Raw genomic sequence first — 16,199 nt, forward strand, 5'->3', positions numbered from 1 at the left:
AGGCAAGCCCTGGCGCCGTCTGCGGCGGGTTGGCGGGCGGCCGGCAGCATCGACCGCCGGGCCAAGCCGACCTGTCTTAGTTGGCCTTGTCGTCGTCGGCCGTGTCCTGGGCGCGTTGCAGCGCGGCGCCGAGGATGTCGCCGAGCGACGCGCCCGAGTCGGTGGAGCCGTACTGCTGTACCGCTTCCTTCTCTTCGGCCACTTCCAGCGCCTTGATGGACAGGCCCACCTTGCGGCTGGAGCGGTCGATGGAGGTGATCATGGCGTCCACCTTGTCGCCCACCGAGAACCGGTCGGGGCGCTGTTCGGCGCGGTCGCGCGACAGGTCCGAGCGGCGGATGAAGGCGGTGTAGCCTTCGTCGCCCACTTCCACCTCGATGCCGCCGTCGTTCACTTCCTTGACCGTGCAGGTGACGCGGGCGTTCTTCTTCAGGCCGGCGACGCTGGCGAACGGGTCGCCCTCAAGCTGCTTGATGCCCAGGCTGATGCGCTCTTTGTTGACGTCCACGTCGAGCACCACGGCCTTGACCACATCGCCCTTCTTGTACTCGTCGATCGCCTCTTCGCCCGAACGGTTCCAGTCCAGGTCGGACAGGTGGACCATGCCGTCCACGTCGCCCGGCAGGCCGATGAACAGACCGAATTCGGTGATGTTCTTGATCTCGCCTTCCACCTGGGTGCCCGGCGTGAAGTTCTCGGCGAACGATTCCCACGGGTTTTCCAGGCATTGCTTGAGACCCAGCGAGATGCGGCGCTTGTCGGGGTCCACTTCCAGCACCATCACCTCGACCTCTTGGCTGGTCGAGACGATCTTGCCCGGATGGACGTTCTTCTTCACCCAGCTCATCTCGGAGACGTGCACCAGGCCCTCGACGCCCGGCTCCAGCTCCACAAAGGCGCCATAGTCGGTGATGTTGGTGACCGTGCCCTTGAACTTGACCCCGCTCGGATACTTGGCGGCGATGCCTTCCCACGGATCGGCCTCAAGCTGCTTCATGCCCAGGCTGATGCGTTGGTTTTCCTTGTTGATCCGGATGATCTGGATCTTGACCGTCTGGCCGATGGACAGCACGTCGCTCGGGTGGTTGACGCGCTTCCAGGCGATGTCGGTGACGTGCAGCAGGCCGTCGATGCCGCCCAGGTCCACGAACGCCCCATAATCGGTGATGTTCTTGACCACGCCTTCGACCACGTCGCCCTCGGTGAGCTTGGCGAGCAGTTCGGTGCGCTGTTCGGCGCGGGTCTCTTCCAGCACCGCGCGGCGCGACACGACGATGTTGCCGCGGCGACGGTCCATCTTGAGGATCTGGAACGGCTGGGGAATGTTCATCAACGGCGTGATATCGCGCACCGGGCGGATGTCCACCTGGCTGCCCGGCAGGAACGCCACCGCACCCGACAGGTCGACGGTGAAGCCGCCCTTGACCCGGCCGAAGATGATGCCCTCGACGCGCTCGTCCTTTTCGAACGCCTTTTCGAGCTTCTCCCAGGCTTCCTCGCGGCGCGCCTTGTCGCGGCTCAGGATCGCCTCGCCGAGCGCGTTCTCGACCCGGTCGACGAACACCTCGACGATGTCACCCGGCTGGAGTTCGCTGTCCTGACCCGGCGCGCCGAATTCCTTCAGCGGCACGCGGCCTTCGGCCTTCAAACCGATGTCGATCACCGCCAGGTCGTTTTCGATCGCGGTCACGGTGCCCTTGACCACGCGGCCTTCGAAGCCGTCGGTTTCGCCGAGGCTTTCTTCCAACAAAGCCGCAAAATCGTCGCGGCTCGGCGCTGCGGTTGCAGTGCTCATGCAGTCGTTCCTTTTCGTGCTTAGCCTATGCGGGCCGGCCGGTTGTCTCCGGCGGTCTTCTTCCGGGGGCTAGCCATATGCTTCAGGGGCCGACCATCGACCCCTTTCCCCATCAACCCGGAAGCCCAAAGGATAGCGTCCTGCGGCACCGTCACATTGACGGGCGGCAGCAGGCAGCGTGCCCTGGCCCAAATCAGTCGGGCGACCAGGCCGCGTCGACAATGTCGCGCGCCTGTTCGAACGCCGCCTCTATATCCAAATCGGTCGTATCCAGCAAGTGCGCGTCGGCGGCGGGCTTGAGCGGCGCCTGTGCACGCGCCGCGTCGCGCGCGTCGCGCACCTTGAGGTCGGTGAGCACCTGGTCGAACTCGACCGCAGCGCCGCGCGCGGCGAACTCCGCCGCCCGGCGCCGGGCGCGCTCTTCCACATCGGCGGTGACGAACAACTTCACATGGGCGTCGGGGCACACCACGGTGCCGATATCGCGGCCGTCGAGCACCGCGCCGTCGCGCTCGTGCGGGTGCAGGCGGGCGAACACACGCTGAAAGTCGAGCAGCGCGTCGCGCACGCCTTCGATGGCGGCGACCTGACTCGCGGCGTTGCCGGCGGCGTCCGAGCGCAGCCGGTCGTCGTCGAGCGCCTCGGGGTTCATGGCGCGCGCGGCGGCTTCGGCGTCGTCGGCGTTCGCCGGATCGCCCCCGGCGTCGAGCACGGCCTGACCCACGGCGCGGTAGAGCAGCCCCGTGTCCAGATAGGCGAAGTTGAAATGGGCGGCCAACCGCCGGGCGAGGGTGCCCTTGCCCGACGCCGCCGGCCCGTCAATAGCGACAATCATGCCAGCCTCTTAGCCGCCGCTGCGATCCCGATCAAGCGTCTCGATGCCGTGCCGCCCGGGCCTCGCGTCGCCCACGACGCGAAGGCGCCCTGCCCCGCCATGGTCACCGGCGGCCCGCGTCGAAATGCGCGCCGAGCCCGGTCATCACCTCGACGAAGCCGGGGAAACTGGTGGCGATGGCGGCGGCGTCGTCGATCACCACCGGGGCTGCGCACGCACCGCCCAGCACCAGCGCCGACATGGCGATTCGGTGGTCCAGATGGGTCGCCACCGTGGCGCCGCCCGGCGGCCGGCCGCCCGCGCCCTCGACCACCAGGCCGTCGTCGAGCACCTCAACGCCGACCCCGTTGGCCGCCAAGGCGTCGGCCATGGCACCCAAACGGTCGCTCTCCTTGACCCGCAGTTCGCCCAAGCCGGTGAAGCGGCTGGTGCCGTGCGCGCACGCTGCCGCGACGAACAGAATCGGGCATTCGTCGATCAGCCGCGGCGCCAGGGCCGGGTCCATCTCGATGGCGTCGAGCCGGCCGGGATAGGCCACCAGGTCGGCGATCGGTTCGCCGCCCCGGCTGCGCGGGTCGACCCGCTCGATCCGCGCGCCCATGGCGTCGAGCGCGTCGAGCAGGCCGGTGCGCAGCGGGTTGACGCCGACGCCGTTGACCGTCACCGGCGCGCCGCCCGGCGCCCCCAACAGCCCGGCGACCAACGGAAACGCCGCCGACGAGATATCGCCCGGCACCGCCCAATCCACCGGCGTCAGCTCCGGCTGGCCGATCAGGTCGATGACCCGCTCGCCGGTCGCAGGGTCGGCGGTCACGCTGATCTCGGCGCCGGCGGCGGCCAACATGCGTTCGCTATGGTCGCGGGTCGGCACCGGTTCGATCACCCGGCTTCGCCCGGGGGTATTGAGAGCGGCGAGCAGGAGCGCCGACTTGACCTGCGCCGAGGGCACGCTGAGCCGGGTTTCGAGCGGCAGCGGATCGGCGCTGCCGACCACGGTCACCGGCAGCCGGCCGCCCTCGCCAGCCTCGAAGCGGGCACCGGTGGGCGCCAGCGGGTCGAGCACCCGGCCCATGGGCCGGCGGCTCAGGGACGCATCGCCGATCAAGGTCGCGCGTACCGCGTGGGTGGCGAGCAGGCCGAGGAACAACCGCGCCCCGGTGCCGCTATTGCCCATGTCGAGCGCGCCGGCGGGGCTGGTCAGCCCGCCGACGCCGACGCCGTCGATCTGCCAGCGGCCGTGCGCGTCCGGGCCCTCGATGCGGGCGCCGAGCGCGCGCAAGGCGGCGGCGGTGGCGAGCACGTCTTCGGCCGCGAGCAGGCCCTCGACGGTGGAGCGGCCGACCGTCAGCGCCGACAGGATCAGCGCGCGGTGCGAGATGGATTTGTCGCCGGGCACATGGGTGCGGCCGGACAGGCCGTCGACCGGCCGGGCAATCAGGTGGGACATGGGGGCTCGGACCTGCGCTAAGGCTCGTGGAAACGGGGCGGTTGGCATGGGCGGCCAGAACGGCTGCGAGGCCGGCTGCGTGAACCGGCGGCGGCCCCCGGACCGGGCGGCGCCGACCGACCCGCCGACGGGTCGCCAACCAGTCTTTGACAGGCCCCGCCGATCATGGCAAGCAAGCGCCGCTTTGGCGCCGGCCGGAGAGCCATATCCCGCCCGCGCCCGATGGCTTTCAACAGGGAGATTGGGTGTGATCAAACCCGAGTGGGGCACCAAGCGGACCTGCCCGAAGTGCAGCACCCGCTTCTACGACCTTCAGAACGCCAATCCGGTGGTGTGCATCTCGTGCCAGCACGAATGGCTGCCGGAGCCGATTCTGAAGTCGAAACAACCGATTCTGCCCGTCGCCGGCACGCCGGAGGTGGCCGAAACCAAGACCGACGAGGCCGAGACCGAGAGCGACGACGGCGATCTGGATCTGGACGACGACAGCAGCAGCGACGATGACGTGCTGGGCGATGTGAGCTTGGACGACACCGACGACGACGTCTCTGGTGTGATCGAATCGCCGACCAGCGACGACAGCGACAGTTAGGCGTCAAAGCCGCTCGTCGGATCGGGCGAAAAAAGTTTCGTCCGCAGGCTTGACCCGGTGCCCGCAGTTGGACTACACGGCGTGCACCGAACGACGCGGGGGCTCTACTTCCAAGTCGATCCCGTCAGTTTTGGGGCCGTAGCTCAGTCGGGAGAGCGCTACAATGGCATTGTAGAGGTCAGGGGTTCGATTCCCCTCGGCTCCACCATTTCTCTGAAATGTTTTTCTCGGATTTCAGGGGTTCCTTGGGGCTCCCCGTTCAGGCTTTAGCGCGGCACCGCCGGCGGGGCGAACTGGCCGTCCGGCACCCCTGTTCGGCCGACTAGCCGCTGTTTCTGCGCTCGGAGACGATCCTTTTCACGCGCACCACCGTCGCTTTCAAACGCCGGCCACGAATGATGGCGCCGCCCTCTGGCGTCGTCGGCATGTGGGGCGCCGCGCTGTCGCCCAGATCGGCATCGATACCGCCTGACATTGCCGACCGTCAGCGAGCGCCCAGTTGCAGGATCGGCAACCGGGCCGCGCGCACCGCCGGGGCCAGACCGCCCAACAGGCCGATCACCAGCGCCGCGACAAGCCCCGTCAGCGCCACCGCCGGCGTCAAGGTGAAGTCGAACACCACCTGGGTGAACCCTTCGCCAAGGGTGGAGACGCTCCAGCCTGCGACATTGAAGACCAGATACCCGCATAGTGTGGCCAGCAGCCCCCCGAGGAAGGCCAGAAACAACGCCTCGACCATAACGCCGAAGAACGCCGGCACGCCGCGAAAGCCGATCGCCCGCAGGGTTGCGGTCTCCCGCGCGCGCGATTCCACCGACGAATTCATGGCGTTGATCGCCCCGGCCAGCGCGCCGATCGCCAGACAGATCGCCAGCGGCCAGCCGAAATACGAGATCAGGGTCACCGTCCCCGAGCTCTGGTCGGCATAGAACTCGGCCTCGGTCTGGACATCCAGGTTCAGACGCGGTTCCGCCTCGACATAAGCCTGTAACGCCGCCAGACCGTCCGCACCGGTGAAACGCGCGCGCACCGACTGCACTCCCGACCCGCGGTTGAACAGGTTGCGCACGGTATCCAGGTCGGCCCAGACTTCGGATTCGAAAACACCTTCCGCGGCAAAGATGCCCACAACCCGCCAGACGCTATTGCCCAGCACCAATTCGCGACCGAGGTCGAAGCCGACGAATTGATCGCTGACCCGCCGGCCGACGATCAATTCGTTACTGCCCGGCGCGACCATCCGACCGTCGACGACGCGCACCCCGTCGCGCACCTGCAAGGCAGCGGGCGTCACGCCGCGCAGCGACAGGTTCGCCGAGGCGCCGCTGTTGCGCTTCTTGGCATCGACCGTCACATAGACCTCGCCCGATAGCAGCGGGTCGCCGGCGGCATCGACGGCAAGCCCCGGCGCCGCCTCGACCAGGCGCACCTGATCGCGTGAGATACCGCTGTTGATCTCCACCGTGGCACCGTCGCGCAACAGTATAGCCACCGTGTCGGAGCCGGTCCCCTGGAGCATGTTGCGAAAGCCCTCGGCCAGGCTCAGAAACGCCATCAGCACCCCGACCGCCAGAGCGATCGAACCGACGGTCGCCACCGACAGCCATAACCGTTGCGGGATGCTGAGAATGTTCAGCGCGATGGCCGCGCGGATCTGTCGAAACAGCGATCCCATCGCCTCACTCCCGCCCCAGGGCGGTGACGATCTTCAATCGCCACGCGCCGACCGCCGGGATCAGCCCGGTCACGATGCCCAGCAGCACCATATAACCCACCGCCGTGGCAATGGTGATCGGGTACAGTTTCAAGGGCGGCAAGGGGTTACCCGGAACTTGCGAGAGCATCGAAAAGATCAATGCGGTCAGCCCCAGCCCCAAGGCGCCGCCGATCAAGACCAACGCCAAGGATTCGCCCAGGATCAGGCGGAAGATGCGCACGCCGCCGAACCCCAGCGTCTTCAGCACGGCGACTTCGCGGGTTCGTTCGCGGATCGCCACGACCATCGCATTGCCGACGATCAGCAGGATGGTGGCAAACCCCGCCGTGCTGACCAGCGTGACCACCGACGCGATACTGATCGACTGTTCCAGAAAGCCACGCTGAAAGGCGGCCGCCGAACTGGTTTCGGTCTGCGCCCGGGAGTTGGCGAACAGGGCGTCCACTTCCTCGGCAATCCGATCGGCCGCCTCGGGCGACACCGCATCGATGGTGATCCAGCCCACATCGTCGCGGCCGAACCGGCGCGCCTCGTTGAAATAGTCGTAGTGGATCAGGACCGCGCCACCGCCCTCACCATACTCTGCGCGGATATCGTACACACCGGCAAACTCGAACGGCCAAGCATAGGAGCCGTTCTCGCGCGGGAAGATGTTGGAGAACAACGACACCTGATCGCCGACCTGCCAGCCATACTGTTCCGCCAACCGGCGCGGCGCGATCATCGCGCCGCGGGTGCCCACAAAGCGGTCGCGCACCTGCGGGTCGACCCGGATCTCTGGCGCGACGTCCATATAGGTCTCGGGGTCCACCGCAAAGGTGGCGACCTGATTGCGCTCTTCCCGGTAATAGCCGCCGAACCAGTTGGCGTGGCTGGCCCGCTCCACCCCCTCGATCGCGCGAACCCGGTTCACATAGGCATAGGGCAGCGGCTGGGTGAAGTTGATGGTGTTCACGGTGATCAGGCGGTCGGCGGGGATCTTGCTGTAGACTTGCTCGATCGACTCATCGAAACCCGCCAGCGTCCCATAGATCAGAAACGCAATCATCGTCGCGGTGATCAACAACAGCGTGCGCACCAGCTTGCGGAACAGATTGTGCAGGATCAGCCGAACATCGGTCATTGAGCCGCCACCTGGGCATCGGTAAACCGGCCCTTGTCCAGATGCAGTTCCTGACGGGCCCGGCTGGCCGCCTGCGGATCGTGCGTCACCATGACGACGGTCTTGTTCAGATCCCGGTTCAACAATGACAGGATCGACAGGATTTCGTCGGCGCTTTGCCGGTCAAGATCGCCGGTGGGTTCGTCGGCGAGCAACAGTCGCGGGTCGGCCACGATCGCGCGGGCAATGCCGACACGCTGTTGTTGTCCGCCCGACAACTCGCGCGGGCGGTGGCGCGCGCGATCGCTCAAGCCGACCACCTCCAACGCGGTGGCGACCCGACGCCGGCGCTCCTTGGCCGAATAGTTGGTCAACAGCAGCGGCAGTTCCACGTTGCGCGCCGCCGACATGCTGGGCATCAGATTATAGAACTGGAAGATAAAGCCCACATTGGCGGCCCGCCACTTGGCCAGGCGGCTTTCGCCCCACCCCTGGATCTCCTGACCGTCGAAAACGATCCGACCGTCATCGGGTTTGTCCAACCCGCCCAACAGGTTCAACAACGTGGTCTTGCCCGAGCCCGACGGCCCCATGATCGAGATGAAGGCGCCGGTCTCGATATCGATGGTCAGGCGGTCGAAGATCTGGATTTCCTCGCCGCCCCGCCGGTAGCCCTTGCAAACGCCCTCCAGGCGCATGATCGGATCAGTCATCAGGAGTCCTCTCGATCGATAAAGGCCACCTTGGCGGCCATCTCCGGCAACACCCGGCCATCGCGATTGTCGAAGCCCACGCGCACCTGGATGGTCGCCCGGTCGCGATCTGCGGTTGGAATGATCGCCAGCACATGGCCCGGAATGGTCCAGTCCCGATAGGCGTCGAGCACGATCTCGGTGCGCTGGCCGGCCCCCACGCGCCCGATCTGGCCTTCGTTCACGTCCACTTCGATTTCCAGGCTGGCCATATCCACCAGGGTATAGACGCCGGTTCGGGTGAACTCGCCGCCGGCCGAGGCCGGGGCCACGAACTCGCCGGGCTGGGCGTTCTTGTCGATCACCACGCCGTCGAAGGGCGCGCGCACGGTGAACCGCTCGACGAACGCCTGTTGACGTTCGGCGGTCGCCTGCGCCGCCGCCACTTCCGCCTCGGCCCCGGCAAGCTGGGCGCGCAGACTGCCCACCCGGGCTGTTGCCTGATCCAGAGCCGCGCGGGATGAAAAGTCGTTGGTCTGCAGATCGCGGGTGCGCGACAGGGTGAGGTCGGCCTCGGCCAGATCGGCCCGGATCCGCTGCACCGCCGCCTCGGCCGCCTTCAGCCGGGCCCGGTTGAGCGCCAGATCGTGTTCCGCCAACTCGGCGTCCAACTGGGCAAGCCGCTGGCCTTTGGCCACCTCGGCGCCTTCCTCGACGAACAGGGCGAGCAACTGGCCGCTGACCTGGGGCGACACGGTGGCCCGCCGCCGGGCAACCACATAGCCCGACGCAATCAAGCTGCTGGGCGCGGTCTGCACAGCGGCGGGGGCGGGCGCCGAGGCCGCCGGTTCCGGGCGCACTGGCGATGACGTGGTCGACGGCGTGGTCGACGCCGGCGGACCCGGCGTCGCCACGGCCGATGGATCGGGCGCCGGCCGGAACAGCAAAACCGCCGCCCCACCGGCGACAAAGGCCAGCAGGAGCATAAGCCCGGTCACCACCGGTCGGCGCGGCCGAGGCCCGACATCGGGCCGCTCCGTGCGGTCCACACGCAGTGAGTGTAACAAGGCCGCGCGGTTGTCGGTCATACCCCTCTACCTCAACGGCCAGCGCCTCCGCGGCACGCTTTCTCCGCAAACCACCGCTCGCCGCTCATCATTCATCATTTGATAACAGCAAGCAATCTCTCAATATGATGATACTGTGCTTCGATCCTGACAAACAAGGGCAATCCGGTTGGTCCGGCGTGTTTTGCCGCCGTTGAATCACCGCAGCCCGGTCCCGGTAATCCCCGATCCATGGGCCCTCAAAGCGCGTTAGTTTGTGGCGTCGAAGGCGTTTTCTCAGCCGGCGGTGGCCATCGACGCCGCCGGCTCGGTGGCCGGCGCCTGGGCGGCAAACCGGTTGTAGAGGTCGTTACATATCTGTTCGACGGCCGGATCGATCGCCGGCGCGGCTTGTCGGCCGACCGAGCGGGCATTGACCTTGGCCAGGGCGAACCGCGACGGCGGCAGGCCGGCCCAGGCGAGCCAGGCCGCGCCTTCCCGGTGCGGGGCGCGCGCCAGATGCTCATAAAGCAACGGCCGCACCCGAGGGTCGCGGTCCAGGCCCAGGTCGAAATAGAGCGCATTGCGCATGTACCAAAACAGCGCCACCGCCGTCTGGTTGGTCATCTCGGGGTGCGCATGGCGGCGCACCACCTCATGGGTCTCGGCCACCATGCCGCGCCCGCGCCAGCCCTCGCTCAGCGCGTCAACGGCGATGTTGTTCATCCGCGTGCTGCACAGATTGTTGCGCGCGCTCAAAAACTTGGTGTGACCGTGGGAATTGACCACGTCTTCGACCCGACGCATGACCCAGACCGCCCGCGCGCCGGGCAAATCGTCCAGCAACGCCGGCACCCGATCCAGGTCGCACAGCGCCTTGAACACCACCGTGTCGCCGGGCGCACGCTCGACCAGACGACGCAATGTCGGCGTATCGTGCAGTTCGAAGTCGGTGCAGGCGGCCGGGTGGTTCTCGTTGTAGACGGCGGTGCGGAAAAACCGCTCCAGGATCTCGACCATCATATTGGTGCCCGAGCGCTGCACCCCGGCGATGATCAAAACCGACTTCGCCCGCCGATCGAACGGCCGGGCAACCGTCTGCCAAAGCTGCTTGGTGACGCGCAGGCCGAGCCCGTCGAAACGGGTCAGGCGTTGGGCACGATTATCCTTGGCCATGCGGTTCCCTTGGTTTCCCCACGGTGTCACCCTGCCGCGCGGAACCGGGTCAGGCGCCCGGAAACCCGGTCGAGCACCGATTTTTCCACCGTGTCGGGCGCGCCGCGCAGACGCCACAGCCCCCAGGTGGCGAGCCCGTAGACAGCGGCTCCGGTGGCCACCTGCAACGCCAGCAAGGCGATTGGCGCCAAATCGGGCCACGGCACGCCCTTGACCGCCCCGACCATCAACGCCGCCGCCACGAACCGAGGCCACAACGCCCCGACCACCGCCGGAACCGAAACCGGCACCGCCAGTCGCACCACAGCGTAGACCAACGGCAGCGCGGCAAGGGCAGTCCAACAACGCGCCCAGGCCACGGCGTCGATATCGAGATAGCGGACCGTGCCCGCGAGCGCCACCGCCAACAGCGCCACATTGGCAATCCCGAACAGCGCCAGAAGCCGCGTCCGCCCCACGCTCATCAACAAGGCCTCGACGCTGGTGGCAAGAGCCAGAAACACACCGAACACCGCCAGCGCTTCGACCAAGGGCACCGCGTCAGCCCAACGCGACCCCATCAGCACCAACACCGCCGGTTCGGCAACCGCGAACAGGCCGAAACCGAGCGCGAAACACAGCAGCGCCACGGTGCTCAACGCGCGGACAAAGCCGGCCGCCAAGGCCTGCGGATCGCCCTGAAGACGGGCGTAGACCGGAAAGAACCCCCGGTTCATGGGCACCACCAGTTCATTGGTCGGCAGGGTCGCCACGTCGAAGGCGACCGAATAGCGCCCCATGAACTGCGTGCCGGCCACATTGCCGATGATGAACTGGTCGAGCCGCCGATTGAGGAACCGGGCCAGGTGATGGACGATCAACCAGACGGAAAACGACCAGTACTGCCCCAAGCGCGACAGGGTCAAACGCGGCCGGTAGGGGTGCATGGTGTAGCTGAGCGCGACCATGAACACCTGGCTGGCGATCATCCCGACCACCAACGCCCAATAGCTGCGCAGGATCAGGGCGGCGATCACGGTCACACCACTGGTCAGCAGGGTCTTGTAGACGTTGAACTGAAAGTCCTTGTGGAACGCCAGATCGCGGCGGAACTGCGCGACCCCGATGTTCTGAAAACCGCCGATCACCGCCCGCAGCGCCAAGGCCCGCAACACCGCGACCAATTTCGGTTCGTCGAACATCGCCGCGGCATAGGGCGCACAGACCAGCAGCAGCGCGCCGATCCCGGCGGCCAGCATCACCTGCAGCGTCCACGCCGCGTCATAATCGGCGCGCTCCGGGTTTTCATGCCGGATCACCGCCAGGTCGACCCCGGCCATGGTCAACACTTCGAGGAAACCGACGACGATCATCGCCATGGCGATGACGCCGAAATCCGCCGGGTCGAGCAGGCGGACCAGGACCAGCGTGCTGACCAGGCCAACGCTTTTCATCGCCCAGCGCATGGCGACCATCCAGGCGCCGCCGCGCGCCATGTCGCGATTGGTGGAAGAGGTGCCCTCGGTCACGCGTTCCCTGCCCTTTCGGTGCCGCTCAATCGCGGCGGGCCCGCGCCCAGTGGCTCAGATCCCGATCCAACAACGTTTCCAGCCGGCGCACCTGGGGGCCCAACTCAGTGGCCAGATGCGCGCGCAGCGCCGGCGCCATGGGCTCGCGGCGGCGAAAATCGGTGTTCAGGCGCTTGAGAAACATGCGCGTCTTGTAGCGCCACGCAGCACTGGGCAGCACCACCCGGCCAAGCGCCGTCACCCAGCCCGGCGTTTCGCGCAAAAAGGCGCCGAGCCGGGCGCTGCGCAGACGCTTGTTGGCGTTCTGGACCTTGAAGGTCGGTTGAAACGTCGGGTCGACGCCCAGAAACTCCAGGATCTCGCCATAGACGCCGGGCAGATCGGCCTTGACGTCCTCGAACAGCACCACCTTGATCTGTTCGGGCGGGAACAGCGCCTGAAAACGCGCCACCTGGTCGGCGAACGCCACCACGTCGCGATAATGTAGCACCTTTTCCTGATAGGTCAGCGCACCGGCACCGTGCTCGGCCCGCCGCGCCGCTTCCAGCGCCAGAGCGCGGGCCAGGTCCGGCTCGTCCTCCAGCCCCTCGAAGATGATCTGGGAGTGGTGCGAGGCCACAACCTCGATCGGGTCGCGCAGCATGATCAGGATCTTGGCGTCCGGCCGCGCGTCGTGAATGGCGCGGGCTGCGGTCTGCGACAGCATGTAGAAGACCGAGCTTTCGCCGACCACCGGTTCGCCGGTCACACCCTCGAACAGGCGCCCATAAGCCTCGGCCGAACAGCCGACGCCCTCGGGATAGAGGTCGCGGGCGAAGAAATGCGGCTCCTTGCGCGGCGCCATGTAGATCTCGGGGTGGGCCGCGAGATAGGCGTCCATCGACGTGGTGGCGCATTTGGGCGCGCCGACGATGAAGAAGTTCGGCAGCGTGGGCAACGCCGTCGCCGCTCCGCCGCGCTGGTCGATACCGGCGGCACCCGCCACCACATCCGTCTCGTGAGCCATCGTCTCCGGCCGCCTCCACATCGGGTTCACCACCCAGACCACGCCCCCCGGCGCCGCGTTTGCACGGTGTCCGACCGGGCCGCCCCGGTCAAGTCGGGAGCACGCCCCCCCCCCATCGCGCCGGCGTCGACCGGCTCGGCCACAGCCCGGCCGCACACTGACCAGATCGATAGGGAGTTGCAACAGCCCGCCGAGCCTTCCATACCGGCAGGGGGCGCCGGCGCGGGGTGCCGCAACACGCGGGGCAGCGATGAGTTTTTACGTTCTGATCCGAGACGACGCGCCCGGGCAGGCCGACCTGCCGGCGTTTCTGCGGCTGGTCGAGGCGCACGGCTTTCGCCCGCGCCGCCGTCCGGCCATCGGGCCGTGGCACCTGATCCTGGTGGACAATCCCGACCACAGCGTGATCGCCGAGGCGGCCACGCCCCAAGCCGACCTGGTCGCCGTCGGTCCGCTATTGAGCGGCGAGACCGGCGGCGCGGCCGCACTGCGCCGCCTTGCCGCCCACATCGTGCCGGGCGCCCCCGACTGGCGCGACACCGCCGGACACTTCTCGCTGCTGCACATCGCCGGCGACCGGGTGCTGGTGCGCACCGACGGGCTCGGCGCCCACAAGGTCTATCACGACCCCGGCCGGCGCGTGTTCACCAACTCCTTCCTGGCCGCATTGGCGCTCACCGACGACCGGCGGCTCGACCCGTTCGGGGTCTATACCTATGCCTGGGCCGGCGCGTTCCACGGCAACCGGACGCTCGCCCGCGGGGTCACCAGCCTGCCCGCGCGCACCGACCTGATCGTGCACGGCGCCGAGGTGACGGTCACCGACCCGGTGCCCTGGCCGGCCATCGAGCGCCGAGCCCCGGTACGCTTGGACGAGGCCGCCCGACAGGCGCTCGCGCCGCTGCGCCATGTGATCGCCGGCATCGCCCGGTCGGCCGACGGGCGGGTGCGGCTGTCCTTCTCGGGCGGCTACGATTCGCGGCTGTTGCTCGGCCTGCTGCTCGAACAAGGCGTCCGGCCGAGCCTGTTCGTCTATGGCCCCGACGGCGATATCGACGTGGAGATCGCCAAGCGCGTCGCCGCGGCCGAGGACCTGCCGCTCGACCGGATCGACAAGGCCCGAACCGCCCCGCCGCCGCCCGAGCGCTTCGCCGCCCAACTGGACCGCGACATGGTATTGTTCGACGGCTGGAAGACGCCGGGCCTGTTCGACAGCGGCGCCGACGCCCAGGACCGGCGCAGCCGCCATGTGGACGCCATGGTGCCGCTCAACGGCGGCTTGGGCGAAATCTATCGCAATTTCTTCAATCTACGCGACCGCCGCTATCGCGCCGAAGACGTGGTCGATGCCTTCTACGCCCAGTTCGACCCGGCCCATGCCGGCGCGCATTTTGCCGCTCGACACTATCGCCAGCAGATGGCCGAACAGATGCGCGCGCAATTGCCGGGGCGCGGGGAACGCCTCGGCGCGCTCGACGCGCAATTGCTCTATCCGCTGTTCCGCGGCCGGTTCTGGACCGCGCGCGAGGCCGAGATCAACCAGCGCTTCGGACCGATGGCGTTCCCGTTTCTGGAGCACAGCGCCATCGCGGCCGCGCAGAGCCTGCCATTGAGCCAGAAAAATTTCGGCCGCTTGCAGGCGGCGATGATCGCCGAGGTCTGCCCGCGCATCGCCGACCTGCCGTCGAGCTATGGCTTCGCGTTTTCGCAACCGCCAAGCCTGCGCTATCGCTTCGATGCCGTGCGCAGCATCGCGCGCCCGGTGGCACTGCGCGGCTATCTGGCCCAGTTGCGGCGCCCGGCCGGCGGACCGATGCCGACCGAGTTGACCCGCCCCTATCTGAGCGCGGTCATGGACGCGACCTGGCCGGTCATGGGCGACTATTTCGCCGTCGACCGGGTCGAGGACGAGGACACCTTCAACCGCATCGCCACCATGGAATATCTGGCGCAACGCTTCGGCCTGTCCTGACCGCCGCTTGAAAGGCGCACACGGCGGGCCTGGACAGCACGGCGCCTAGTAAACCGCGTCGGCGGCGTCCTCGATATCGGCGTCGCCGGCCATGATCGCCGCCAGGCGCTTGAGGTTGGTGTCCCAGGCGTGGCGCGCCAGCACCGCCGTGCGCGCACCGGGTTGGCGCCCCGGCGGCGCGCGCAACAGGGCGATCGACTGCGCCGTGAAGGTCTCGGCGTCGGGGGCGATCCAGGGCTCGAAGCCCGGGTGCCGGGCGATCCCGGTCAGCGCCTCGGGCGAGACCAGGAGCGGCATCGCCATGGCCATCGCTTCGAGCGCCTTGTTCTGGACCCCGCGCGCGATCCGCAACGGCAGGCAGGACGCCAGGGCATGCTGCATATAGGGGCGCACATCGTCGACGCCGCCGGTGACCACCACGCCGGGCACGGCGGCGAGGGCCCGGACCGCCTCGTCGGGGTTGCGGCCGACGATGTAGAACCGCGCGTCCGGCACCGCCCTTTGCACCGAGGGCAACACCTCACGCGCGTACCAGGTCACCGCCTCCACATTGGGCCAATAGTCCATGGCGCCGACGAACAACAACACCCGCTCGTCCGGCCCATAGGGATTGGCGAAGGTCAGGTCGGGGTCGAAATAGTCGGCGTCCACGCCCTGGGTGCGGTGCATGATCCGGCCCGCCGCCTCGGGCGCCCGACGCCGGAACAGGTCGGCTTCGGCCTTCGAGATCAGCACGCTGACGTCGAAGCGTGCCGCCATGCGCCGCTCGAACGCCGACAACACGCGCCCCTCGCGGGCATAAAGCCAGGACAGCGGCCACGGCTTGGTGCCCGCATAGCTCTCCCATTTGGCCGAATCCACGTCCTCCAGTTCGAAGATGGTCCGCGTGGCCGGCGACCAGGCGGGGTCGACAAACTGGCCCATGGCGCCCGAATACATCAGCACGCCGTCGGGGCGCACATTGGCGAGCGTGTGGCGCACCCAGGCGGCCAGCCGACGGTCGGCGTAATAGCACGCGCTCAGCGCCCGCCCGTCGAGAAGGCCGCGCAACGCCGCCCATTTGCGCAGGCGCGGCGCGATCTCCACCGCGCACACGTCGCGACACATGGCCCGCACCGTGTCCACATGCTGGCGGTCGTCGGGGTCGTCGACGAAGGTGCCCAGATAGACGTCGTGGCTGCGGGCGAAGTATTTGAGGATGTTGTAGGAGGAAATCTTATCGCCCTTGTTGGGCGGATAAGGCAGGCGATGCACCAGGAACAGCAGCGAAGGCATCGTGAAATCGGACCGGTCTATAAAGAGGCGAACGAA

The 16,199-nt window shown here is 67.7% G+C and carries 13 protein-coding genes and 1 tRNA gene; 3 read left to right on the plus strand and 11 right to left on the minus strand.

All coding sequences use genetic code 11. The annotated features are described in order from the left end of the window. Positions 1 to 76: 76 nt before the first annotated feature. The 3 genes from rpsA to aroA form a co-directional block, all read right to left on the minus strand. Positions 77 to 1,795 (minus strand): 30S ribosomal protein S1, encoded by a 1,719-nt coding sequence (gene rpsA / locus EV659_RS08320; RefSeq protein ID WP_132708412.1) that lies wholly within the window; start codon positions 1,793 to 1,795, stop codon positions 77 to 79. A 193-nt stretch (positions 1,796 to 1,988) separates the two neighbouring features. Next, the gene (gene cmk, locus EV659_RS08325) at positions 1,989 to 2,630 is read right to left on the minus strand and encodes a (d)CMP kinase (protein WP_132708413.1); all 642 of its coding nucleotides are present in this window, start codon (positions 2,628 to 2,630) and stop codon (positions 1,989 to 1,991) included. 103 nt (positions 2,631 to 2,733) lie between these two features. After that, complete coding sequence (gene aroA, locus EV659_RS08330) at positions 2,734 to 4,077, minus strand: 3-phosphoshikimate 1-carboxyvinyltransferase (RefSeq protein WP_200287513.1); 1,344 nt, start codon at positions 4,075 to 4,077, stop codon at positions 2,734 to 2,736. A gap of 247 nt (positions 4,078 to 4,324) precedes the next feature. On the opposite strand from aroA, the gene EV659_RS08335 reads away from it, so the two are divergent. Both EV659_RS08335 and EV659_RS08340 read left to right on the plus strand, forming a co-directional pair. Further along, complete coding sequence (locus EV659_RS08335; protein WP_132708415.1) at positions 4,325 to 4,669, plus strand: TIGR02300 family protein; 345 nt, start codon at positions 4,325 to 4,327, stop codon at positions 4,667 to 4,669. 132 nt (positions 4,670 to 4,801) lie between these two features. Then, a tRNA-Ala gene (locus tag EV659_RS08340) sits at positions 4,802 to 4,877 on the plus strand. A gap of 276 nt (positions 4,878 to 5,153) precedes the next feature. Here EV659_RS08340 and EV659_RS08345 read toward each other — a convergent pair. The 7 genes from EV659_RS08345 to EV659_RS08375 form a co-directional block, all read right to left on the minus strand. Next, on the minus strand, positions 5,154 to 6,344 hold the full coding sequence (locus tag EV659_RS08345) for an ABC transporter permease (protein WP_200287515.1): 1,191 nt from the start codon (positions 6,342 to 6,344) through the stop codon (positions 5,154 to 5,156). Between the two features lie 4 nt (positions 6,345 to 6,348). After that, positions 6,349 to 7,509, minus strand: a complete 1,161-nt coding sequence (locus tag EV659_RS08350; protein ID WP_132708416.1) for an ABC transporter permease — start codon at positions 7,507 to 7,509, stop codon at positions 6,349 to 6,351. Then, entirely contained in the window at positions 7,506 to 8,201 is a 696-nt protein-coding gene (locus EV659_RS08355) for an ABC transporter ATP-binding protein (RefSeq protein ID WP_132708417.1), read from the minus strand. The genes EV659_RS08350 and EV659_RS08355 overlap by 4 nt, the downstream gene beginning before the upstream one ends. Next, a complete protein-coding gene (locus tag EV659_RS08360) occupies positions 8,201 to 9,166 on the minus strand; it encodes an efflux RND transporter periplasmic adaptor subunit (RefSeq protein ID WP_200287517.1) in 966 nt (321 codons plus the stop codon). The genes EV659_RS08355 and EV659_RS08360 overlap by 1 nt, the downstream gene beginning before the upstream one ends. A 357-nt stretch (positions 9,167 to 9,523) precedes the next feature. Then, positions 9,524 to 10,402 carry a sulfotransferase family protein gene (locus tag EV659_RS08365; protein ID WP_132708419.1) on the minus strand — a complete coding sequence of 293 codons (879 nt, stop codon included), beginning with the start codon at positions 10,400 to 10,402 and terminating at the stop codon, positions 9,524 to 9,526. A 26-nt stretch (positions 10,403 to 10,428) separates the two neighbouring features. Continuing rightward, a complete protein-coding gene (locus EV659_RS08370; RefSeq protein WP_132708420.1) occupies positions 10,429 to 11,910 on the minus strand; it encodes a lipopolysaccharide biosynthesis protein in 1,482 nt (493 codons plus the stop codon). A gap of 25 nt (positions 11,911 to 11,935) precedes the next feature. Continuing rightward, on the minus strand, positions 11,936 to 12,916 hold the full coding sequence (locus EV659_RS08375; protein ID WP_165878796.1) for a sulfotransferase family protein: 981 nt from the start codon (positions 12,914 to 12,916) through the stop codon (positions 11,936 to 11,938). A gap of 250 nt (positions 12,917 to 13,166) precedes the next feature. Here EV659_RS08375 and EV659_RS08380 point away from each other — a divergent pair, with 250 nt between their 5' ends. Continuing rightward, positions 13,167 to 14,888 (plus strand): hypothetical protein, encoded by a 1,722-nt coding sequence (locus tag EV659_RS08380; protein WP_132708422.1) that lies wholly within the window; start codon positions 13,167 to 13,169, stop codon positions 14,886 to 14,888. 45 nt (positions 14,889 to 14,933) lie between these two features. On the opposite strand, the gene EV659_RS08385 is transcribed toward EV659_RS08380, so the two are convergent. Next, complete coding sequence (locus EV659_RS08385) at positions 14,934 to 16,163, minus strand: TIGR03087 family PEP-CTERM/XrtA system glycosyltransferase (RefSeq protein WP_132708423.1); 1,230 nt, start codon at positions 16,161 to 16,163, stop codon at positions 14,934 to 14,936. Positions 16,164 to 16,199 lie beyond the last annotated feature (36 nt).

Source organism: Rhodothalassium salexigens DSM 2132 (genome assembly GCF_004341375.1).
Lineage (GTDB): Bacteria > Pseudomonadota > Alphaproteobacteria > Sphingomonadales > Rhodothalassiaceae > Rhodothalassium > Rhodothalassium salexigens.